The organism is Enterococcus sp. NPDC086594 (assembly GCF_044746145.1).
GTDB classification, from domain to species: Bacteria; Bacillota; Bacilli; order Lactobacillales; family Enterococcaceae; genus Enterococcus_D; species Enterococcus_D entomosocium.
The window spans coordinates 364,737-386,598 of record NZ_JBIVBP010000001.1 but is presented as its reverse complement, the minus strand read 5'-3'; the positions used below and the strand labels follow the sequence as shown (position 1 = coordinate 386,598).

Annotated in this window: 20 protein-coding genes; 13 read left to right on the top strand and 7 right to left on the bottom strand. The window is 45.5% G+C overall.

Going from position 1 to position 21,862, the window contains the following annotated elements:
* Positions 1–207 precede the first annotated feature (207 nt).
* The gene (locus tag ACIPK1_RS01780; RefSeq protein WP_060792813.1) at positions 208–846 is read left to right on the top strand and encodes a GyrI-like domain-containing protein; all 639 of its coding nucleotides are present in this window, start codon (positions 208–210) and stop codon (positions 844–846) included.
* Positions 843–1,787 carry an ROK family protein gene (locus ACIPK1_RS01775; RefSeq protein ID WP_005234281.1) on the top strand — a complete coding sequence of 315 codons (945 nt, stop codon included), beginning with the start codon at positions 843–845 and terminating at the stop codon, positions 1,785–1,787. The genes ACIPK1_RS01780 and ACIPK1_RS01775 overlap by 4 nt, the downstream gene beginning before the upstream one ends.
* 46 nt (positions 1,788–1,833) lie before the next feature.
* Here ACIPK1_RS01775 and ACIPK1_RS01770 read toward each other — a convergent pair whose 3' ends face one another.
* The gene (locus ACIPK1_RS01770) at positions 1,834–3,033 is read right to left on the bottom strand and encodes an AI-2E family transporter (protein WP_301388765.1); all 1,200 of its coding nucleotides are present in this window, start codon (positions 3,031–3,033) and stop codon (positions 1,834–1,836) included.
* A 201-nt stretch (positions 3,034–3,234) separates the two neighbouring features.
* Positions 3,235–3,603, bottom strand: coding sequence for a PaaI family thioesterase (locus ACIPK1_RS01765; RefSeq protein WP_005234285.1), 369 nt, complete (start codon positions 3,601–3,603; stop codon positions 3,235–3,237).
* 188 nt (positions 3,604–3,791) lie between these two features.
* Here ACIPK1_RS01765 and menB point away from each other — a divergent pair, with 188 nt between their 5' ends.
* From menB to menC, 6 genes are read left to right on the top strand one after another with little or no spacing between them, the layout of a single operon-like run.
* Entirely contained in the window at positions 3,792–4,607 is an 816-nt protein-coding gene (menB, locus tag ACIPK1_RS01760) for a 1,4-dihydroxy-2-naphthoyl-CoA synthase (protein ID WP_005228595.1), read from the top strand.
* The gene (gene menE / locus ACIPK1_RS01755; protein ID WP_301388762.1) at positions 4,607–6,106 is read left to right on the top strand and encodes an o-succinylbenzoate--CoA ligase; all 1,500 of its coding nucleotides are present in this window, start codon (positions 4,607–4,609) and stop codon (positions 6,104–6,106) included. The genes menB and menE overlap by 1 nt, the downstream gene beginning before the upstream one ends.
* Positions 6,084–7,448, top strand: coding sequence for an isochorismate synthase (locus tag ACIPK1_RS01750; protein WP_301388760.1), 1,365 nt, complete (start codon positions 6,084–6,086; stop codon positions 7,446–7,448). Before menE ends, ACIPK1_RS01750 begins: the two co-directional genes overlap by 23 nt.
* Positions 7,441–9,153, top strand: coding sequence for a 2-succinyl-5-enolpyruvyl-6-hydroxy-3-cyclohexene-1-carboxylic-acid synthase (gene menD / locus ACIPK1_RS01745; RefSeq protein ID WP_301388758.1), 1,713 nt, complete (start codon positions 7,441–7,443; stop codon positions 9,151–9,153). The genes ACIPK1_RS01750 and menD overlap by 8 nt, the downstream gene beginning before the upstream one ends.
* Positions 9,150–9,989, top strand: a complete 840-nt coding sequence (gene menH, locus ACIPK1_RS01740) for a 2-succinyl-6-hydroxy-2,4-cyclohexadiene-1-carboxylate synthase (protein ID WP_301388756.1) — start codon at positions 9,150–9,152, stop codon at positions 9,987–9,989. Before menD ends, menH begins: the two co-directional genes overlap by 4 nt.
* A 15-nt stretch (positions 9,990–10,004) precedes the next feature.
* Entirely contained in the window at positions 10,005–11,132 is a 1,128-nt protein-coding gene (menC, locus tag ACIPK1_RS01735) for an o-succinylbenzoate synthase (protein ID WP_301388755.1), read from the top strand.
* 73 nt (positions 11,133–11,205) lie between these two features.
* Here menC and ACIPK1_RS01730 read toward each other — a convergent pair whose 3' ends face one another.
* Both ACIPK1_RS01730 and ACIPK1_RS01725 read right to left on the bottom strand, forming a co-directional pair.
* Positions 11,206–12,744, bottom strand: coding sequence for an AMP-binding protein (locus ACIPK1_RS01730; protein WP_086316483.1), 1,539 nt, complete (start codon positions 12,742–12,744; stop codon positions 11,206–11,208).
* Between the two features lie 194 nt (positions 12,745–12,938).
* Positions 12,939–13,562 (bottom strand): DapH/DapD/GlmU-related protein, encoded by a 624-nt coding sequence (locus ACIPK1_RS01725; RefSeq protein ID WP_008380829.1) that lies wholly within the window; start codon positions 13,560–13,562, stop codon positions 12,939–12,941.
* Between the two features lie 94 nt (positions 13,563–13,656).
* Here ACIPK1_RS01725 and ACIPK1_RS01720 point away from each other — a divergent pair, with 94 nt between their 5' ends.
* The 4 genes from ACIPK1_RS01720 (at position 13,657) to ACIPK1_RS01705 (ending at position 18,625) form a co-directional block, all read left to right on the top strand.
* A complete protein-coding gene (locus tag ACIPK1_RS01720; protein WP_086316482.1) occupies positions 13,657–14,850 on the top strand; it encodes an NAD(P)-dependent oxidoreductase in 1,194 nt (397 codons plus the stop codon).
* 54 nt (positions 14,851–14,904) lie between these two features.
* Positions 14,905–15,558: a GntR family transcriptional regulator gene (locus ACIPK1_RS01715; protein WP_086316481.1), complete on the top strand. Its 654-nt coding sequence runs from the start codon at positions 14,905–14,907 to the stop codon at positions 15,556–15,558.
* Between the two features lie 135 nt (positions 15,559–15,693).
* Entirely contained in the window at positions 15,694–16,908 is a 1,215-nt protein-coding gene (locus ACIPK1_RS01710) for a glycine betaine/L-proline ABC transporter ATP-binding protein (RefSeq protein ID WP_034872109.1), read from the top strand.
* Positions 16,901–18,625 carry an ABC transporter permease/substrate binding protein gene (locus ACIPK1_RS01705; protein ID WP_301388749.1) on the top strand — a complete coding sequence of 575 codons (1,725 nt, stop codon included), beginning with the start codon at positions 16,901–16,903 and terminating at the stop codon, positions 18,623–18,625. The genes ACIPK1_RS01710 and ACIPK1_RS01705 overlap by 8 nt, the downstream gene beginning before the upstream one ends.
* 119 nt (positions 18,626–18,744) lie before the next feature.
* Here the strand turns inward: ACIPK1_RS01705 and ACIPK1_RS01700 are convergent, their stop codons facing one another.
* From ACIPK1_RS01700 to ACIPK1_RS01690, 3 genes are read right to left on the bottom strand one after another with little or no spacing between them, the layout of a single operon-like run.
* A complete protein-coding gene (locus ACIPK1_RS01700; RefSeq protein WP_005234307.1) occupies positions 18,745–19,581 on the bottom strand; it encodes a histidinol-phosphatase HisJ family protein in 837 nt (278 codons plus the stop codon).
* A 19-nt stretch (positions 19,582–19,600) separates the two neighbouring features.
* Positions 19,601–20,242 (bottom strand): sugar O-acetyltransferase, encoded by a 642-nt coding sequence (locus ACIPK1_RS01695; RefSeq protein WP_005234309.1) that lies wholly within the window; start codon positions 20,240–20,242, stop codon positions 19,601–19,603.
* Positions 20,243–20,255: 13 nt separating this feature from the next.
* Positions 20,256–20,648 (bottom strand): VOC family protein, encoded by a 393-nt coding sequence (locus ACIPK1_RS01690; protein WP_005234310.1) that lies wholly within the window; start codon positions 20,646–20,648, stop codon positions 20,256–20,258.
* A gap of 159 nt (positions 20,649–20,807) precedes the next feature.
* On the opposite strand from ACIPK1_RS01690, the gene ACIPK1_RS01685 reads away from it, so the two are divergent.
* Entirely contained in the window at positions 20,808–21,788 is a 981-nt protein-coding gene (locus ACIPK1_RS01685) for an ROK family protein (protein ID WP_005234311.1), read from the top strand.
* Positions 21,789–21,862 lie beyond the last annotated feature (74 nt).

The window sequence follows — 21,862 nt, the reverse complement described above, 5'->3', positions numbered from 1 at the left end:
TTGAAAAGATAGAAGAAAGGAGATTGCCATAGTAAAACAATGAGCGAAGGCAAGGAAGATAGAGAAATTTCTGTAATGTCAAACTAGTTTCAGTATGAAAATGGTGCTGACCAAGTTATTTTCCTTCACTTAAACAGTCTATATTTCATTCGTTCGGCTCAAGTGATTCATGGTAAAATAAAGAAAAGCAAATCGAGGAGGGTCCTTATGAAGTATGAATGGCGCAAACTAGAAAAAGAGCTCTATCTTCCCAAAAAACCAACAGTGATCGAGGTGCCAACGTATCAATTTATCAGTTTAAGCGGCAGCGGCAATCCGAATCGACCTGAATTCAGCGAAGAGATCGCCGCTTTATATACGATTTCTTATTCACTCAGGATGGGGTTAAAAAAAGGGGCTTTTGGCAATGAACCCTTTGAATACACGGTCTTTCCTTTAGAAGGTGTGTGGACCTCTCTGAAAAAGCCAGACGGTGCCGTCAACAAAGAAGAATTGATCTACAAAATCATGATTCGCCAACCAGAACCAGTCACGGAAACACTGTTTCAAGAACAGCTCTTGGCCGTCAAAGAGAAGAAAGACAATCCAAATCTAGAAAAGCTCATCTTTGAGCGCTATGAAGAAGGATTGTGTCTGCAAGCAATGCATACAGGCTCTTTTGATACTGAAGCGGAAACATTTGCGCAAATGAAGGAGCTGTTAAAACAAGAACAGTTAGTGATCCGTCCAACGATGGACACGTTCCAGCATCGAGAAATCTATTTGTCTGATCCGCGAAAAGTCTCACCAGATAAAGCCAAAACCGTCCTGCGATGGGCAGTAGAAGTAGAAGGTGGGATTCAGTGAATAAAAACTATTTAAGCATCGACATCGGTGGCACGAAAATCAAATCGGCTGTCATTGATCGTTCGGGGAATATTCTGACACGAGGACGGATGGATACGCCGAAAAGTCTTGCGGAATTTTTGACGGGGATTGAAACGATCGTTGAGGACGTTCATGGAAGCATTCGGGGCATTGCGGTTAGTACCCCGGGAAAAGTCAACCCAGAGACCGGGACAATCTCGTTTGGCGGGGCATTGCCTTTTTTAGATGGGGTCTCCTTAAAACAGCTGCTGGCAAAGTATCAAATGCCGCTTGCTGTGACCAACGATGGCAAAGCAGCCGCATTAGCTGAATGGTGGCTAGGAAACCTTAAAGGGATTCAAAACGGAGCTGCCATAACATTAGGTACTGGTTTGGGCGGTGGCGTAATCGTTGAGGGAAAACTGATCCAAGGTGCACATTTTCAAGCCGGGGAATTAAGTTTTCTACTAAATGCCACTAAGAGAAGTGACACTCAAGAAAACGCTGAGCAACCAGTCAATCAGGGATTGACCCTGCAGCAATTGGCAGGTTTTAGCGGTTCAGCGGTCGCCATGATTCGTCGCAGCGCCCAACTGCTAGGCTTAGCTGATCTTGCGGATGGTGAAGCAGTTTTTGACGCCATCAATCAGAAACAACCACAGGTCTGGGCGCTGTTTACAGCGTATTGCCGAGAAATCGCGTGTGTCATGCTCAATGTTCAAGCCGTGATCGACTTAGAGCGCTTCGTGATTGGCGGGGGCATCAGTGCCCAAGCAATCGTGGTGGAAGAAATCGACCGTCAGTATCAGCAACTGCTAGCTAGTTTACCGATTTTGCAGCAGACTTTGACGAAGCCGGAGATCCAAGCGTGCAAATTTCAAAACGATGCCAACTTATTAGGGGCGCTCTATCATTTCTTTTTGGAACATGAGATGAAATAAAATAGACCAAAAAACTGTCGCGAACCAACGATTCGCGACAGTTTTTTTAGGTTTTTTTCTTGGGGTCTTTGTCTTCGTCACCTAGGTAATCTTTGCTAGTGAAGGCACTGTGGAAGTATTTGCCTTCTTGACCGTAATAGCGGTTATAGCGCTGCTTGAATTTGCGGAACACGTAAACGACAAGAACTTTTAGCAGACAATAAATTGGGATCCCGAAAATCACCCCAACGATCCCCATCAAATCACCCATCACTAATAAAACAACCAGAATCGTAATAGGATGAATTTTCAATCGGTCACCCATCACACGGGGCACGACTAAATCCCCATGAAGCAACTGTACAGCAAACCAAGCAATCAAAAATTTAACCAACATCCCGGTGGAGTCTTGTGCGGCAATGAAAAGTCCCGGGAAAAAGACGATAAAAGGACCAATATAGGGGATGATGCAAAGCAGACCAGCGGCGATCGCCAGAATACTGGCATACTCTAAGCCAATCAATAGGAAAACGACCCAATAGATCGCCCCTAAAATCAAGGAAGAAATGATTTGTCCTTTCAAAAAGGCACCGACTTGTATGTCAGAGATCTTGACGATTTCATTAAAGTCTTTGCGAAAACGTGGTGGCACTAACGAGAGAACCGAAAAATAAAACTTGTTGGGGTTGCGCAATAAGAAAAAGGCAATGATCGGTCCCGTAAACAAAGCGATGAACAAGGTCGATATCGTTGAAAACAAACTGCTGAGCCCAGCAGCACCAGTTTCCCAATAGTCCCCAATAAAACTCATGATGTTGTTGGTGATATTTTGCAATGTGTCTGTAATTTGTGCCATCTCATCTTGAAACGGGGTATTTTCTAAAAAGGCGGTCGCGTTTTTCTCAAAGTCACTGACCAAACTTGGTAAGCTGTTGATCAGATCGGTGGTTTGCTGCTCCAAAATCGGGTAAAGCTGGAAACCAGCAAAGACGATCAACAAAAGAATCAAAAGATAGATCCCAGCAATCGAAACACTGCGGGGAATTTTTTTCGATTCCAATTTATCGACCACCGGGTTAAACAGATAGTAAAGGATCAGCCCAAATAAAAAGGGGGGGATAATAGCTGTAAGTATGGCTGAAAAGGGTGTAAATAAAAAAGAAATCTGATTTAGCAAAAAGACAGCAACTGCCGACAAGATAATCAGTCCTAAGACATAATAGCTTGTTTTGCCGCCTAAAAAGTGGATCAATCGGTTATTTTTCATAATAAGCCTCGCTTTCTTAGCTACATTATAACGAAAGACCCCTATTCTGTAAAAAAACAACGTACCTTTTGAAAAAACTACGCTCATATTCTCAATATCTTTATAATGAAAGAATATCTTTGATAAAGGGTTAACTGGTGGCATCTTTCTTCAAAGCAGGCCAAAAATGCTCCCGTGTTTACAACACAGGAGCGAAAAGAATTATTTGCGCACTGTCGTCAAGGTACAGCGACCAACGGCAGTTTTTAACCCGCTAGCTAACCAAATAGTGGCTTGCCAAGTTTGGATACGAGCGCCGATACGATCAGGACTAGCTTCTACGATCAGGGTTCCTTCTTGAGCGGCGGCTAGATGGTTGACTTGTAGGTCAACGCCGGCGGCGAAGGCTTCTTCTTGAGCCAAAGCTTGATTGGCGCCGATGCTGCAGGCAGTCTCGATCAAAACGCCGTTAATGCCACCGTGAACGAGACCAAAAGGCTGTTTGTGCTGTTCTTTGATGGGCATCCGTAAACGAACAAAATCGGCTGTTGCTGCTTCTACTTCGATTTCTAAGGCTTCTAGTAAGTTCATTTTTTGCTCCTTTTTCTAAGAAAGTTACCATGATTATAGCACGAGTTTTGTTAGAAATAGCCGAAGTTCTCAGAAAGTCGGCAACAGGGGGAGAAGTCTTAAGAAATTCCCTTAACCAAAGCAATTTCTAACGAAAAGCGACTAGATATGTGTATAATAGAGCTATGTGAATTGAGGAGGAACAAGTAATGAGAGAATGGAAAACCTTAAAGGAATATGATGAAATTTTATTTGAACAACATGGAAAAGTGGCGAAGATCACGATCAACCGCCCAGAAGTCCACAATGCGTTTACACCAAAAACGGTGTTTGAAATGATTGATGCGTTTTCAATCAGTCGCGATGAACCAGGCATCGGGGTGATTATTTTGACAGGCGCCGGCGACAAAGCCTTTTGTTCAGGCGGAGACCAAAAAGTCCGTGGTCACGGTGGCTATGTTGGGGAAGATCAGGTTCCTCGCTTAAACGTATTGGATCTGCAACGCTTGATCCGAACGTTGCCAAAACCGGTGATCGCCATGGTTAAAGGCTGGTCGATCGGCGGCGGAAATGTTTTACAATTGGTTTGTGATTTAACGATTGCCGCTGACAACGCTAAATTTGGTCAAACAGGACCAAATGTCGGTAGTTTTGATGGTGGCTATGGTTCGGGCTATCTTGCACGGACGATCGGACATAAAAAAGCCAAGGAAGTTTGGTTCATGACAAAACAATATACTGCCGAAGAAGCATTGGCGATGAACTGGATCAATACAGTCGTTCCTCTTGATCGAGTAGAAGATGAAACGATGGAATGGGCCGAAACGATGCTGCAAAAGAGCCCGTTGGCGTTACGTATGATCAAAGCATCAATGAATGCCGATACGGATGGATTAGCTGGCATTCAGCAATTAGCTGGCGATGCGACCTTATTGTATTACACGATGGATGAAGCCAAAGAAGGTCGTGACGCGTTTAAAGAAAAACGTCAACCAGACTTCGACCAATTCCCTAAATTCCCATAATGACTGGGAGTTGGCTGCAAAGGCAAGCACAACTTCATCCAGAACGACCAGCTTTTTATTGGCATGAAAAAAGCTGGTCGTTTGCTGCCTTGCAAAAAGAGGTTTATGCTTATGCTGCTTATTATCAAGCCCAATTCGTTGTTCTGCCAAACCGGGTAGCCCTTTTTAGCAATAACTCCCCTGAATTGGTTTTTACGATCCTTGCGTTGTGGGAGTTGGGGATCGAAGTCCAGCTGTTGAATACGCGATTGACAGCCGCTGAAATCACCTTCCAATTGCAAGATGCCCACTGCGACTGGGTGATCACGGCAGATAAGATTGCGGTCTCGGGTGTTCGCAGCATGACCTTTGGACAAGCGATGGAACAGGCGAAGGCTCTTGCCAGTTCTATTGATCCTTCGTTTGTTCCTAATAAAGCAATCTATCAAGCAGAACAAGTAGCTTCGATTATGTATACATCCGGTACGACGGGCAATCCTAAGGGTGTGCCGCAAACCTTTAGGAATCATCTAGCAAGTGCCGAAGCGACTCAAAAGAACTTAACGATCACTAGTGAGGATTGTTGGCTTTGTGCAGTTCCGCTGTATCATATCAGTGGATTATCAATTCTCTTGCGTTCCTTGCGACTTGGAATGAGTGTTCGTTTGTATGAGCGCTTTGATGCTGGAGAAATGGCGAAAGATCTTGAGGCAGGAAAAGGGACGATCGTTTCTTTGGTGGCGAAAATGTTGACAGATTTGCTGCCATTGGTGCCCCAACAAGGCTTTGATTCGTTGCGTTATGTACTGCTAGGCGGCGGGCCCATTGCCAAAAGTATATTGGAAAAATGCCAGCAAAAACAGCTTTCTGTGATCCAATCCTATGGGATGACAGAAACCTGTTCACAAGTGGTGGCATTGCCGCCAGAAAAAGCTTCAGAAAAAATCGGCTCCTCAGGGGTTCCCCTGCAAGGTGTCCATCTACGAATTGCGGTTGATGCGAAAATGGCAGATCATCGGACTGCTGAAAGTACCCAGTCGATCGGAGAGATACAACTGCAAGGACCGGCGATCACGACCCGTTACTTAAACGATCGCAGTCCACAGCAGTGGGACCAAGAGGGCTGGTTTGCCACAGGAGATCTAGGGTATCTTGATCAAGAGGGCTTTTTGTATGTAGTCAGTCGTGCAAGCGAACTGATCATATCTGGTGGAGAAAACATCTATCCCGCAGAAGTGGAGCAAGCCTTGTTGCAGCATCCAGCGGTCAAAGAGGCAGCTGTGGTGGGGGAACCAGACGAGGAGTGGGGACAATCTGTCGCGGCTTATTTAACGTTAAATGAGTCCGTCCGACTCCAAGCGTTGTTGAATACATTAGAAGGGCAGATCGCCCATTATAAATTTCCGCGCCGTTTTTATCACGTGCGAGAAATGCCGCGCACAGCAAGCGGCAAACTTTTAAAACGGCTATTGCTGAGTGAAGAAAGAGTGAACTACATTGAACAGCAAATCATCAAGTAATTATGAAGCAGCGATCGCTGCCGGGAAAACCTATTTGAGTGAGTATCAGCCTTTAAAAAGGTGTGACTTACTGGCTCTTTATGCAGCGGCACAAGAATATCAAGGGGAACGCTATTTCTGGCGTACCCCTGATGAAACGACTAGTCTGGTAGGGTTGGGTTGGTTAGCCACTTTTTCGCAACCTAAACTTGCAGACTTTTCAGAAGTCCGCTCTCTCTTAAAGCAAGCCCACTATCAACCAGAGGCACCTTTTCAGGCGCAGTTAGTTGGCGGCTTTGCTTTTGATGAACAGGCAGAAGTCAGTCAGGATTGGGCTGAGCTAGGTGCCGGTCTCTTTGCGTTGCCAGAAATACTGGTCAGCAAAACTGATGATCAGTGTGGCGTCGTTTATACAGTAGCCGCTTCTTCCGAGGAACAACGACAACAAAAAGTCGCTGCCTTACAGGAAAAAGTCGCAAGCTGGTTGAATGCCAACCCGGACAAGAGTCTTGTAGCAGAAACGCCTGCTTTTCAGGCACAAGAGGAACTAGAGGTGCCCCAATGGCTGCAAGCGGTCGAAGAGACAGTGGCAGCCATTCGCTCGACTGAAACATTGTTGAAAAAAGTGGTTCTGGCCAGGAGAATGAAGATAGAAACGAAGCAGTCGATCATTAGTGCTGCGGTGTTGCAACGGTTGGCGCAACAGCAGCCGAATACCTATCTTTTTGCCATCGAACATGGGGGACATGTTTTTGCTGGTGCGACGCCAGAACGCTTGCTAAAAGCGACTGTCGATCAATTTGAAACGGTAAGTATCGCAGGTTCCGCGCCAAGAGGCAAAACCAAAGAAGAAGATGAGGCACTGGCACAAGCCCTCTTAGCGGACGCAAAAAATACCCATGAACATCAAGTAGTTGTCGATCGCTTGGAAACGGCATTGGCTACTTTGTTAGCTGACGGTTTTCAATCAGAAGCCCGCTCCGTCATCAAGAATCGTGACATTCAGCATTTGTTTGTTCCTTTAGCAGGGCAAAGAAAAGCAGGAGTCAATTTTCTGAGCGCCGTGCAAAAACTACACCCGACCCCAGCATTGGGGGGAGAACCGAAAGAAGCAGCCGTCTCATGGATTCGTACCCATGAACCAGCCAGCAGAGGGATGTACGGTGGACCGATCGGTTGGTTGGGTATTCAAGAAGATATTGGCGAGTTTGCTGTGGCGATCCGCTCAGGATTCTTTAGCGGCAATCAAGCAACGCTGTATGCAGGCTGTGGGATCGTTGCCGATTCAGATGCGGAATCCGAACGTCAAGAAACACGGTTAAAATTTCAACCGATGAGGAGAGGGATCTTAGGAGATGAATAACCAGACAGTCATGACAGACTATTTATTAGCGGCAATCCAAGGACTAAAAGCAGCGGGTGCGAAGCGAGCGGTTATTAGTCCCGGTTCACGCTCAACGCCATTGGCGCTACTATTGCATCGTGATCCTGAGATCACCTGTATGGTGGCTGTCGATGAACGTTCGGCTGCTTTTTTTGCTTTAGGGATGTCCAAAGTTGATCTCCAACCGACAATCTTACTGTGTACTTCTGGAACTGCAGCAGCCAATTATTATCCAGCAATTTGTGAAGCAGAGGCCACCAACTTGCCATTGATCGTCTTAACGGCTGATCGCCCGCCAGAACTGCGGGGCGTTGGGGCGCCACAAGCGATGGACCAACAGAATTTGTATGCCTCTCACGTCAAAAAGATGGTAGAGATGACCGTGCCAGAAAACGATCCTGCTTTGTTGCGTTATAGTTTTTGGCAAGCTGCAACTTGCACGATCGAAGCGCAAAAACAGCCGAAAGGCCCGGTCCAAATCAACTTTCCATTACGGGAGCCGCTGTTGCCTGACTTTAGTCGCCAATGCAGTATTCAGCAAGACGTGAGCTATCTGGCACCACAACAAGAGCTGTCAGCAGAGATGATCACCCAGCTAGCTCCTTACTTTGGTAAAAAAGGTATTCTGATTGCTGGAGAAAGCCTTACGATCGAAGAAGCGCAGCAGTTGCTGGCTTTTTCAGAGAAATTAGGCTGGCCGATTGTCGGCGATCCATTGACCAATCTGGCGACAGCCGGTACCAAAGTAGGAACATTTATCAGTCAAGCCGATCTTGTTTTCCCGCAATTGACTTCTGCCTTCCAACCAGAAGTGGTCGTGCGTTTTGGTCGCTTACCAGTCACTAAAAATGTCCTATTATGGTTGAACAAAGCAGCGGATACGACGACGTGGCTCTTTGTTGATCCATCGGGACAGTGGCAAGACCAGTTGCATCGGGCAAACTATTTGATCGAAGCAGCGATCAGCACTTTCGTGGCGGCCATCACCCAGTTGCCGATCGTCAAACATACGGCGTGGCAACAACAATGGCAAGCACTTCAAGCGCGGGCAGATCAGGTGATTGCTGCAAGTCCGCAGTTGAAACAATGGGATGAGAGCAGCGCTGTGCGCATGCTCCAACAATGTCTACCTGAAGAAGCGCAAATTCTTTTGGCAAACAGCAATGCGATCCGTTTCTTTGATCGCTACGGCAGCAAAACTTCCTCCACTTATCGAGTGTATGGAAATCGGGGCGTCAATGGGATCGACGGCCTTGTCTCGACCGTAGCTGGGATTGCTTCCGCCAGTCAAAAGCCTACCTACTTGTTGATTGGTGATTTAGCGTTGTACCATGATATGAACGGCCTACAACTACTGCGTCAGTATCAATTGCCAATAACGATCATTTTACTGAATAATAACGGTGGTGGGATCTTTTCCTTTTTGTCACAAAACACCTTAGAACCAAACGACTTTGTCCCGCTCTTTGGCACGCCGTTAGACCTTGAGTTTCAAAAAGTGGCGGCCTTATATGAGGCAGATTGGCACACACCGACCTCTTTGCTAGAGTTTCAAACGATTTTAACGAAAACAAGCCAACAGCCGCGTTTTCAAATAATCGAAGTGAAGGGTGATCAAAAAGATCCGGTCAACACTTGGCAAGCACTGCAACAGCAGTTTAGCGAGGCGGGAGCGCAGCAATGAGGGACACGATAAATGGCGTCAGTTATTTTTATCAGTGGTTGCAACCGTACCGACCAGCCTTACCAACCCTTGTGGCATTGCATGGCTTCACGGGTTCTTCGGAAAGTTTTCGACCGGTTTTTGTAGAGGAAGGTTCTTATAATGTATTGGCAGTCGACTTGATTGGACATGGACGGTCATCGATTTATGTCCATCCCATGCGTTATGAAATTCCTTTACTGGTGGATGATCTCGCACAGCTTTTAGCGAAGTTAGGGATTGAACGCTATGGTCTTTATGGCTACTCGATGGGGGCACGAATCGCACTTGTCTGGGCAGTCAAGGAACCAGCTGCAGTGACCCATCTTTTGCTTGAGAGTGGTTCCCCCGGGTTGGCTGATCCAGCAGAACGACTCGCTCGTCAGCGGCACGATCGCCGCTTAGGATTGCGCTTACTAAGGGAGCCTTTGGTCGATTTTGTCGATTACTGGCAAGAACTGCCGTTGTTTGCTAGTCAAAAGGAGCTGCCCTTAGTGCAGCAGGCTGCTGTACGCCAAGGACGCTTGCAGCAAAATAAATTTGGCTTGGCAGTAAGCTTGGTTTACGGTGGTACTGGCAAACAGCCAAGCTGTTGGTCGGCACTTCCGCAGCTAGCTTGTGAAATTCTTTATTTAGCGGGGGAAAAAGATTTAAAGTTTCGGAAAATCGCCCACCAAATGAAGCAGCTGCAACCAGAGATGACCATCAAAGTCGTTGCTAATGCTGGACATTGTATCCATTTAGAACAGCCGACACAGGTTCGTCATGAAATCGATCAATGGTTTGTAAAAGGATCGAGGCCACAGTCAGCTGATTGACAAGGAGAGAACGCAATGAAGATTGAGAAAATTGAACGCATCGCCTGTCGCTTGCCCCTCAAACAACCCTTTGTGACAAGTTACGGACAATTAACAGAAAAAGCCTTTGATCTTTATTTGGTGACTGCAGAGGATGGAACGGTGGGCATCGGTGAATTGGTCGCTTTTGAGCAGCCAGATTACATTGAAGAAACCCTCTTTTCTGCTCGACAAGTGATTGAAACAGCACTGATCCCATTATTGATTGACCAGGAGATCGAGCATCCGCAAGAAGTTTGGCAATTGTTTCAAACGGTCCAAGGAAACTACATGGCAAAATCGGCTTTGGAAACAGCAATTTGGGATCTATATGGCAAGCAGACGCATCAAAGTGTGAAAGAGCTGTATACCGCGACCCGACCGAGTGTCGCTGTTGGCGTTAGTATCGGCATGCAAGACTCTGTCGAAAAACTAATGGCTCTTGTTGCCGCTTATGTCGCCCAAGGGTATCAACGAATCAAGTTAAAAATCAAGCCGGGGCAAGATGTGGCACCCTTGCGAGCGATTCGACAAGCCTTTCCAGAATTGCTTTTGATGGCAGATGCGAACGGGGCCTATCAAAATGAGCCTGAACGCATTTTGGCACTTGATGACTTAGGCTTGGTGATGATCGAGCAACCCCTTAAGGTACGAGATCTGGTGGGGCACAGTCAGCTACAGCGACAGATGAAGACGCCTCTATGTTTGGATGAAGATATTCGAACGGCAGAAGACGTCGATACAGTCGCAGCACTGGACAGCTGCCGTGCGATCAACCTGAAAATCCCTCGTGTCGGTGGGATCACCGAAGCTTTGCGAATCCTTGATCGATGTCAAACCCATGGACTACTCGTTTGGTTAGGCGGCATGTTTGAGTCTGGTGTAGGACGAGCCATGAATTTGCAATTTGCGAGTCAAGATATTTTCCATTTTCCCGGGGACCTTTCCGCTTCTGACCGTTACTTTTATGATGATGTCATTACACAGCCTGCAACTTTGCATGAAGGAAAGCTGCTGGTACCTGATGGAAAGGGCTTTGGTATCACATTAGCTGAAACAAAGCTAAGTCAATATGGGCAATCTAAAGAACGTATCTACTCAAGAAAACGGTCAGCGAAAGAATAACCGCAGCGAAAGAAAACACAGCGAAAGCAAAAGAAACGGCCAGCAGGGAAATCTGCTGGCCGTTTCTTTTGTTTTAGTCTGCGTTTTTGAATTCTTTTTCAATTTGTAGTCGTTGAACTTTCATGGTTGCTGTTCGTGGGATATCTTCGTAGTCGCGTAAAATTGGTTGATTGAGGTGAGGGAGGTCTTCCACCATTTTCCACCAAGCATCCCAATCCATTTCACGATTTGGCGCTAAAGCAATGATTGGTTGTGGTGAGTTTTCTTTGTCGCGAACAATCACAACTTCGGCAAGGAAGTCTAAATGATCCAGCAAAAGGTCTTCCAAGGCAAGATTGCTTTCAATATTTTTGATCAAGTCCACTTGACGGTCTTTTAAGTAAAGATGTCCCTGATCATCCATCATGCCGTAGTCTCCACTGTCCCACCAAGCGCCATAGACATTGTCAGCAAAACGCTGATCTTCTTTATAATAGGTCAACGCGCGTCCTTTTGAAAGGAAATGGATGTGCCCATCGGTATTGGCTGGCAGCTCGTTGCCCTCTGCATCGGCGATCCGTGCTCTCGTTAAGTCCTCGAGACCCACACCCATATCACGGGCATCGTTGGTAGCGATGCTTTCTAAGGTATGTGCTTTTAGGATCATTGGCCCGCATTCACTTTGACCATAGACTTGCAAAAAGATTGCTTCTTTTGTTGCTGAAGTATTTAAAAAAGTGGCCATTGTTTGGTTGTTGATGGCATCAAAGGTTGAATGGTAATAGCGAATATTGGCGAAAGCATCTGGTTGTTCTTTTGCCACAAAGCTCCATTGGACAAAATTGTTTGGATGAGTTTCCAAAGCGATTGGTGGATATTCTTTTAGCATGCCTACGACATGAGCGCCGTTGGCATTGGCTAATGGCATCATCGGAAAGCCCATCGCCATCAAGGATGAGATGCCGATATTGAAGCGGGAGTGCACCGGTGAAATATGGAACGCCACTAAATCAGAGTCTGCCTTGGTGCGATCAATCTTGGTGAAGATCGTTTTTTGCCATTTTGTCCGCCAGCCCATGGAGTTTGCCGAATGACAAATCAATTTTGGAATACCCGTTGTTCCAGAAGTGTGGGTCATATAAGAAATTTGATCCACTGGTAACTCAGTTTGGGCCACTGGTTCCGCGGGTTGTTGCAGCAGATGACGAACAGCAATCTGTTTGTCAGTACTGCTATTTTTCACTTGTGCGACGCGGCCTTCGGTTTCTTCATCAAATAAGATGAATGGATCTTCTAAGCGATCCACAAACACTTCGATGGTTTCAGCAGGGAAATGGTAAGAGATCATAGCAGGCACTGCGCCAAGGTAAGAAGCAGCCGTTGCTAATAAATAGGTATCGAATTTTGAAGATTTATAAAGAATGATTTTATCGCCGGCTTGCACGCCTAGTGCAGCAAGTTGGTAAGCACGTTTTAAAATCATTTCATGGCTCGAACGGTAAGTACTACGATAGCCAAGTTCAGGAAATGCTGGCAGCACTTCATCGTGGATGATGGTTGTGTCAGGAAATGCCTCGGCAGCTTCGCGGTAATTGGTGTAAAGATTTAATGGACGATAGTCTAAAATGGTCAAATAGAACACTCCTTTAAAAGTTCGTGAAAAATTTCATTTGATTTCTCCATTTTAGCACAGGAATTTCTCGATACAATAGATTTTCAGTGTTTTTTATTTATTTCTAAAAAATCCTTCCCTCAAAGACTTTCGAAGAATGAATGACTGTGATGTGTTATCATTCATTCCTCGTACTAAGCGGAAAAAGCGCATAATCAACGGGTGTATTTTACTATAAAATCTTCGATTGGGAGCCGGAAATCCAGATAGCGTGCTTCTAATTCTGCACGACTCCAATTCCACCAAGCGATTTCTTGTAAAGCAGTGATCGTTTCTGGATCAAAGCGGTATTTGATCACTTTTGCTGGAACCCCGCCGACGATCGCATAAGGCGGCACATCTTTGGTTACGACTGCGTTTGAGGCGATCACGGCACCATCACCGACGGTCAAACCAGATTGGATCACGGCACCGTGGCCGATCCAGACATCATTGCCAATGACGGTCGTTTTTGCTTTGCGTTTTTCTAAGAAGGACTCGTCCTTTGGCGCAAATCCATAGCCTTCGCCATTATAGGCAAAAAGATGCTGACTAGGGCGTTCATAGGGATGATTGGTGGGGCCGATGCGGACCATCGCTGCGATACTGATAAAACGTCCTAATTGACTGTTCTGAATAAAGCAATATTGCCCCGTATAGGTATAATTGCCGATGGAAGAATGATCAATGTGATTGGCTTCGCCAATTTCGACATAGTCTCCTAAAGTTGTGTCTTGAAGCTGCGAGTCTTTGCCAACGATCGGCTGTTCATCTGGAAAATTTGTGATCGATAGGTGCATAGTAATCATCCTCTCTTGCGTATTGCTATCATTTTACCGCACTTTTTTGTACTATTTGACTAATACGCACTAAAGACAAAAGGAGGTCTGCTTTATGGAGACGATTTATCAGTTAGATAAGATGACCGAAACGATAGGTAAGCGAGCAATCAAAAAAGGATACTCGTTAAAAAATCAAGCGGCCCCAGAGGCGCTGTTTGTACGCAGTTCAACGGTTCCTAACGAATTGATCACACCAGAATTAGCTGTGATCGCTCGCTCAGGAACAGGCACCAATACGATCGATTTGGCACGGTGTACTCAAAATGGCACAGTAGTCTTCAATAGTCCAGGTGTCAATGCCAATGCAGTCAAAGAATTGGTGCTCTCCAATTTGTTTCTCAGCGTTCGCCCCTTATTCAAAGCCATCCAGACGGTAGCTGATTTGCAAGAAGAGCTAACGTCAGGTCAAATTGAAGCAGAAGATGTGTTGAAGGTAGCTGAAGAACGGCGAAAAGAAGTGATCGGCGAAGAATTAGCTGGAAAAACCATCGGTATTTTAGGCTTAGGAGAGATCGGTGAACGGGTGGCAAAAGCCTGTCACCAGTTAGGAATGGAAGTCCTCGGCTATGCCCGTACGAAAAAAGCGGCCCACGATTACGAACAAGTTAGTGACTTGCACGTGCTGTTGGCCGAATCAGATTTTGTGGTGGTTTTGCTTCCTTTGAGTCAAGAGACCCACGGCTTGCTGAATCGACAAACGATTCAGCAGATGAAAAAAAATGCAGTGTTGATGAATTTTGGGCGCGGGGAGATCGTGGAAGAAGCAGCCGTCTTAGAAGCACTAGCCAAAAATCAGCTCAAACAATACATCACCGACTTTCCTAGTGCCGGCTTGATCGGACAACCGAAAGTGTTGTGTTATCCGCATATCGGCGGCAGTACTACCAATGCCTTGGAAAAGGGGGATCACGTAGTTTTTGATCGCATGCATGCCTATTTGCGCGCTGGGACGATTCAAGAATCGGTCAATTTTCCTCATGCAGAGTTGCCTTTTTTGGCACCGTATCGCTTGGCGCTGTTTTATCACGACAAGCCTGGTGCTTTTGCCCCGCTATTGCGGATCATTTCTGAAGCAGGCGTAGATATCGATAATTTGGCGAGTGAGAGAAAAGCCGGAGTCGCCTATACCTTGATTGATCTTGATGAGACAAATGAAATACTGTTGCAAGATCTACAAAAGCAGATACAGCAAGAAACAGCGATCATCCGTGCCCGCTTGATCAAAAATTCGCGAACCAGTGAATAGTTGCCACCAACAATGTTTCTTGTTATGATGAAAAAAAAGTAAAGGAAGTTCATCATGACGAATAAGTTTCAAGATAAAAAGAAGGTCGCTTTGCCTCGTTATCAGCAGATTGCCGTGGCGATCGCGGAACGAATCGTTGAAAATCGCTACCAAGTTGGGCAAAAGATCCATGCGCGCTCAACGTTAGCCAGCAATTTCAATGTCTCTCCTGAAACAGCCCGCAAAGCGATCAATGTATTAGTTGATTTAGAAATCATGGATGTCCGTCATGGCAGCGGCGCCTATATCGCTTCAAAGGAAAAAGCACAGGCCTTTGTTGAACAATACCAAGATGTGCAGTCGATCCAAGAAATCAGACAAGACATTTTAGACAGTGTGGAGCGGCAGCAGCAAGAGCTGGATAATTTTTCTGACTTGTTGAACACGTTAGTGCAGCAGACCAAAAAGGTACACCATATGAGTCCGTTTGTGCCCTTTGAACTTCAGTTGACGGTACAAGCGCAGCATTTGGAAAAAAGTATCAATGAATTGAATATTTGGCAAGCCACAGGGGCGACGATCATCGCAATCCAAACAACCGAAGAATTGTTGTTGTCACCAGGACCTTATGCGAAATTCAGTGCAGGCAATACGATTTATTTTGTCGGAAATGAACTGGCGTTGCAGCGCATGACCAATTTCTTCTATCCAACGGACCATTCAGCGTAATTCTTTTTCCTGATTCCCATGCTTTTTTTGCAAAAGAAAAAGCATTGGGAAATTTTTTTTGACAAAGTGACCACATCTTGTTAAGATAGTATGGTCACTTTCGTGAAATTTTTCAGAAAAAGGAGTATTAATCATTTGAGTAAAGTTAAAGTGGAACACTTAACCAAAATCTTCGGTAAGAAAAAGCAGCAAGCTCTTGCCATGGTCAAAGAACAACGCAGCAAAAACGAGATTTTAGAAAAAACAGGTGCCACCGTCGGGGTCTATGATGTGAACTTTGAAGTCAACGAAGGCGAGATTTTCGTCATCATGGGCCTTTCTGGAAGCGGGAAGTCAACATTGATTCGACTATTGAATCGATTGATCGAGCCGTCTGGCGGAGATATTTACATAGATGGCGTAGATGTTGCCAAAATGAGTAAAGAAGAACTGCGAGAAGTTCGTCGTCACAAAATCAACATGGTTTTCCAAAGCTTTGGCCTTTTCCCTCATCGGACGATTTTAGAGAACACCGAATATGGACTAGAAGTCCGTGGGGTCTCGAAAGAAGAACGAACAGCGAAAGCGGAAAAAGCGTTAGAAAACTCAGGATTGCTTTCTTTTAAAGACCAATATCCTGACCAGCTGTCTGGAGGGATGCAACAGCGTGTGGGACTTGCCCGTGCGTTAGCCAATGATCCAGAGATCCTCTTGATGGACGAAGCCTTTTCAGCACTCGATCCGCTGATTCGCCGTGAAATGCAAGATGAACTTTTAGAACTACAAGCCAATGTTCAAAAAACGATCATCTTTATCACCCATGATTTGAACGAGGCCTTGCGGATCGGTGACCGGATCGCTTTAATGAAAGATGGTCAGATCATGCAGATCGGTACAGGAGAAGATATTTTGACGAATCCTGCCAACCAATACGTGCGTGATTTCGTGGAAGATGTCGATCGTTCCAAAGTCTTGACTGCGCAAAACATCATGGTTCCAGCATTGACGACGAACATCGAGATCGATGGACCAAGCGTAGCATTGAACCGGATGCGGAAAGAAGAAGTCAGCATGCTGTTAGCCGTCGACAAACGTCGTCACCTAAAAGGAAGCTTGACAGCCGAGTCTGCTCGTGAGGCACGGAAAAACAATCTGACCTTGAAGGAAGTTATTGATAAAAATGTTAAAAAGATCGATAAAGATATGCTGGTAACGGATATCTTCAATTTGATCTATGATTCGCCTACACCTTTAGCCGTGGTAGAAAACGATCGTTTGATCGGAGTCGTGATCCGCGGAAGCGTGATTGAAGCGTTGGCTGAGACCGATTCAGCCGTTCAAGCAGAGGAAGGGGTAGTGACAAATGGATAATTTCTTACAACATACGATTCCGGTAGCTGATTGGGTCGAAAGCTTTACTGATTGGCTAACAGGAACTTTCAGTGGATTGTTTTCAGCCTTACAGTCTTTCGGACAATTTATCATGGACGCTATTACAAATGTATTATTGTTTGTACCACCGTTATTAATGATCGTCTTATTGACGGCTGCTGCCTTTTTCGTTTCACGCAAAAAATTCGGCTTGCCAGCCTTTACTTTTGTCGGGTTGCTGTTCATCTATAACCAAGGGTTATGGACAGACTTGATGAACACCGTGACGTTGGTCTTGTTGTCAAGTTTGGTTTCGATCATCATTGGGATTCCACTAGGGATCTTAATGGCGAAAAGCGAAAAAGCGCAAAGTATCGTGACGCCAATCTTAGACTTTATGCAAACGATGCCTGGTTTCGTTTATTTGATTCCTGCGGTTGCTTTCTTTGGGATCGGGATGGTTCCTGGGGTCTTTGCCTCAGTGATCTTTGCTCTACCACCAACTGTTCGCATGACGAACTTAGGGATTCGCCAAATTTCTCGTGAATTGGTAGAAGCCTCTGATTCCTTCGGTGGGACTGGCTGGCAAAAACTGATCAAATTAGAATTGCCGCTAGCCAAAAGCACTATTTTGGCTGGGGTCAACCAAACGACGATGCTAGCATTATCAATGGTCGTGATCGCGTCAATGATCGGGGCTCCTGGGTTAGGGCGCGGCGTCTTGTCTGCCTTGCAACGAGCACAAGTCGGTAACGGATTTGTCAGTGGGGTATCCTTAGTTATTTTGGCGATCATCATGGATCGCTTTACCCAGAATTTGAACCGTTCGGCACATCAAAAAGCAGCCAGCAAGACGAGTCGCAAACAAAAACGTCTTTTTGGCGGGATTGCGGCAGCGGCAGTCGTTGCTTTGATTGGCGCATCGTTTGCCTTTGGAAATGTTTCTGACAGCAAAGGCACGGTGAACTTGGCGTATGTCGAATGGGATACGGAAGTCGCATCTACCCATGTGGTGGCAGAAGTCTTGTTGCAAATGGGCTACGAAGTCAATACGACGCCTTTGGATAACGCCATCATGTGGGAATCGGTGGCAAAAGGGGAAGTTGACGGGATGGTTGCTGCTTGGCTACCATCTACGCATCAATCCCAGTATGAACAGTACCAAGATCAAGTCGAGAACTTAGGTCCTAACTTAGAAGGGGCAAAACTGGGGATCGTTGTCCCAAGTTATATGGATGTAGATTCCATCGCCGACCTTTCTGACGAAGCTGGAAAAACCATCACTGGTATCGAACCAGGCGCTGGTGTTGTAAATGCAGCGGAGAATACGGTTGCGACGTATGACAACCTTTCAGATTGGAATGTCGCTACCTCTTCTTCTGGAGCGATGACAGTGGCATTGGGCCAAGCCATCAAGAACCAAGATGAGATCGTTATTACTGGTTGGTCTCCACACTGGATGTTTGCGAAATATGATCTGAAATATCTGGATGATCCAGAAGGAACAATGGGTGAAGCAGAAAGCATCAACACTGTTGTACGCCAAGGATTAGCAGATGACATGCCAGAAGTTTACGAAGTACTTGATCGTTTCAACTGGACACAAGAAGATATGGAAGAAGTCATGTTAGCAATCAATGACGGAACATCAGCCGAAGATGCAGCCAAAGATTGGGTAGCCAATCACCCAGAAGAAGTTGCTGCATGGACGAACTAATGTCTAAAAAAAGAACGACCGCAGATTGAAGCGGTCGTTCTTTTTGTTGTTTAAAATACTTAGGTTCATAACGAAAGACGAGGGGATGATTTTTGCAAAAGACGGAGCTTTTGTGCAGGTTAAGCAAAACGATGAAAAATCGGCTGCATCTGTTCAAACGTACAGAGTTCAGTAAATCCTAATGATCGTAAAAGATCTTGTCCCTCTTTGATTTGAAACCCGAGCTGCTCTGGTTTATGACTGTCGCTGCCGATGGTTAGCACGCTTCCCCCCAAGTCACGATAAAGCTTGAGGATCTCGATCGATGGCGTATACCCATTGATTCCGTAACGGTGGGAAGAGGTATTCAGTTCGATGCCTTTGCCATCTTTGATCACGACTTTCAAGATCTCTGCGATTTGTTCTTTCGTTTGTTCAAAAGCGTCCTTCTCTTTATCTAAATAACGACGAATCAAATCCATATGGGCTAAGACGGAATACTCTTTATATGTCGTGACCAGCTGATACATTTCATCATAATAGCGCTCGTAGCATTCCTGTTGGCTGCGTCCTTTTTGAAATTCTCCAGTCCAAAATTCTTGATCGTCTACCTGATGAACGGAAAGTAAAATGAAGTCAAAGGGATGCGAATGATAAAGACGGGTAAATTGTGGGATCGTGTGCATTTGCATCCCAAATTCCAGCCCAGTTTTTAGCTTGATTTGGTCACTGTATGTTTCCTTTAAGCATGCCAGTTCGGTAAAATACAAGTCGTAGTAGACATTTTTTACGACTTTATTGGCTCCGACGAGGTACGCATCCGTCGCTTGCCAGTCTTCTTTGACCCCATAATCCACATGATCGGTAAAGCAGATTTCTGCTAAGCCTAGGTTAATGGCGTCTTTGACTACATCTTCCATCAAATACCAAGAATCATCGCTGTAATCACTATGAACGTGATAGTCTGTAAAAATCATGGCGTCTCCTTTTGTTTCGTTATTTTTGCTGCTTCTGCCAGTCTGCTCGTTTTTGATAATAAAGCTGGGCGGCCGTTTCCCAATGCTCTTTGTCAGTCGGCTGAATCTCACGGATCAGACGGGCTGGATTGCCGCCGACGATCGTATTCGGCGGCACATCTTTTGTGACGACGGAACCAGCAGCGACGATGGCATGTTTGCCGATCGTGACACCTGGTAAAATCGTACTATTGCCTCCGATCCAAACGTAATCTTCGACGGTGATCGGTAGGCCAAATTCCAAATCTTGACTGCGGATCACAGAATCGATCGGATGGCCGGCTGTATAGAAGCTGACCCGTGGTCCCACCATCACATGATCACCAATCAGAATCTTATTGACATCTAAAAAAATGCAATCCATATTGGCATAAAAGTGATCACCAATCTCAACATGGCGACCATAGTCGACAAAAAGGGGTGGTTGGACAAAGCAATGCTGCCCAAATTTGCCAAAGAGTGCTTTTTCTTTGGCGATGATTCCTTCTCGGTCATCGACTGGTAAAAGGTTGATTTCCTGGGCACGTTTTTTCCCCTCCACTGAGCCATTCTCAGGGAGAATACCGGCAGCTTGATACAGTTGACCAGCCAACATCGCTTGATAATCAAAATCTTCTTTCATTGCAAAATCCTTTCTAAGACGGTAAATCGTCGGTGGTTAATTCAATCAAATTGCCTTCGGGGTCTTGGACAACTGCTTCATAATAGCCATCGCCTGTCGTACGAGGACCATTTAAAAGAGGGTAGCCATCTTCAACAAACCGTTGAGCGTATCGATCAACAGCAGCTTGATCACCTACTGCAATCGCAAGGTGAGTGTAGCCTAAGCTCTCACTGAAACGAGGGCTTAAAAATTTCTTGGTCGTTAATTCTAACCGACTACCAGAATCAAAGGTCAAAAAATAGGACTGAAAGCTTGTTTTCGGATTATGGTATTTTGGGTTGCTGACCGCCTGAAAGTAGGTTTCATAAAATGTCCTCATTTTTTCCAAATCATTGACATATAGTGCGATGTGTTCAATTTTCATTATCGACAACTCCTTTAATAAGCAACATAGATCGTTTTTTTTTGAACTTAGTAAACTTTGTTTAATAAGTTGCTTCTATTATACCTTTGTTAACAAAATTAATAAAGGTATATTCCCAGCTTTTTATCTGTTAAAATAGGAGCGTTGAGGGGGAGAAAAATGAAAGCTTATCAGCCAACGACCATTAAATTACATAATCAGGCAGTATTGCTGGATTTGCTAAAACAGCAGCAAGCGCCTATGACCAAGCGCCAACTGGCAGATGCCTCTCAATTAAGCGTGGTAACGATCAACAAGCTGCTTCCTGAATTGATAGAAAAGCAGTTGCTTTTGACGACGGATCAACCGCAACGAACGGGAGGACGTCAAGCTGCGGCTTACCAGTACAATGCGCAACGGACACTGTTGTTGATCATTCAGTTTATCGAAGAAGACCAGCAGATCGTGATTCGTTTTTCAGTCGTCGATCTCGTCGGGAACATTTTGCATCATGAGCAGTCAGCAGAGGGCCGATTGCCGCAGTTCTTGCAAGTGATTCGTCAGAAAAAACAGGAATACCCGAAAATCAGCTTGGCAGTCGTGGGAATTCCTGGTGTGGAAATTGCTGGAAGACTGAAGATCATGGATGCTCCAGCATTTAAGGACATGGCGCTAGGGGAATTGATTGAAAAGGAGATCGCGGTAAAAACGCTTATTGAGAATGACGTGAATGCTGCGGTATTTCATTTTAAAGAAGAGAAAAAAATCGTGGCTGGCATTTATTTTCCAAAAAATTATCCACCAGGTGCGGGACTGGTCATCGACCAACAGCTCTTTAAAGGAGCCAACCATTTAAGTGGCGAAATCAAGCATTTGCCGCATCTTTACAAAGTTTCTTACCCTTTGGCAACAGAGGCGATCCAAGAGCAAGTGACTGCCACTCTTCAAGCGATCGTGGCAGTCACGGACCCGCATCAAGTCATTTTGTTTTTGCCCTCTGAGTGGCAGGCGCTTGTGCCGCGCTCTTTTTTGGAAAAGCAGCTGGCAGCAGTGTTTCATTATGGCGTCTTACCAAAGTTACACTTTTCAGATCGGTTTTCAGAAAACTATTTGGCTGGGTTGATCACGATGGGAATCGAAGCAGCGGGCTTAGGGCTTTGATTCGCAGCATTTAACTGGTACTGAGGACAAAAACTGCCGCTGCTTCCTTTATCAGAAGCAGTGGCAGTTTTTTT

Bases quoted from the DNA above. Each gene is read 5' to 3' on its own strand.
- menD (WP_301388758.1), top strand. From the start codon at position 7,441: ATGAATAACCAGACAGTCATGACAGACTATTTATTAGCGGCAATCCAA.
- menH (WP_301388756.1), top strand. From the start codon at position 9,150: ATGAGGGACACGATAAATGGCGTCAGTTATTTTTATCAGTGGTTGCAA.
- ACIPK1_RS01715 (WP_086316481.1), top strand. From the start codon at position 14,905: ATGACGAATAAGTTTCAAGATAAAAAGAAGGTCGCTTTGCCTCGTTAT.
- ACIPK1_RS01700 (WP_005234307.1), bottom strand. From the start codon at position 19,581: ATGATTTTTACAGACTATCACGTTCATAGTGATTACAGCGATGATTCT.
- ACIPK1_RS01780 (WP_060792813.1), top strand. From the start codon at position 208: ATGAAGTATGAATGGCGCAAACTAGAAAAAGAGCTCTATCTTCCCAAA.
- ACIPK1_RS01765 (WP_005234285.1), bottom strand. From the start codon at position 3,603: ATGAACTTACTAGAAGCCTTAGAAATCGAAGTAGAAGCAGCAACAGCC.
- ACIPK1_RS01720 (WP_086316482.1), top strand. From the start codon at position 13,657: ATGGAGACGATTTATCAGTTAGATAAGATGACCGAAACGATAGGTAAG.
- ACIPK1_RS01685 (WP_005234311.1), top strand. From the start codon at position 20,808: ATGAAAGCTTATCAGCCAACGACCATTAAATTACATAATCAGGCAGTA.
- ACIPK1_RS01705 (WP_301388749.1), top strand. From the start codon at position 16,901: ATGGATAATTTCTTACAACATACGATTCCGGTAGCTGATTGGGTCGAA.
- menB (WP_005228595.1), top strand. From the start codon at position 3,792: ATGAGAGAATGGAAAACCTTAAAGGAATATGATGAAATTTTATTTGAA.
- ACIPK1_RS01770 (WP_301388765.1), bottom strand. From the start codon at position 3,033: ATGAAAAATAACCGATTGATCCACTTTTTAGGCGGCAAAACAAGCTAT.
- ACIPK1_RS01725 (WP_008380829.1), bottom strand. From the start codon at position 13,562: ATGCACCTATCGATCACAAATTTTCCAGATGAACAGCCGATCGTTGGC.
- menC (WP_301388755.1), top strand. From the start codon at position 10,005: ATGAAGATTGAGAAAATTGAACGCATCGCCTGTCGCTTGCCCCTCAAA.
- ACIPK1_RS01690 (WP_005234310.1), bottom strand. From the start codon at position 20,648: ATGAAAATTGAACACATCGCACTATATGTCAATGATTTGGAAAAAATG.
- menE (WP_301388762.1), top strand. From the start codon at position 4,607: ATGACTGGGAGTTGGCTGCAAAGGCAAGCACAACTTCATCCAGAACGA.
- ACIPK1_RS01695 (WP_005234309.1), bottom strand. From the start codon at position 20,242: ATGAAAGAAGATTTTGATTATCAAGCGATGTTGGCTGGTCAACTGTAT.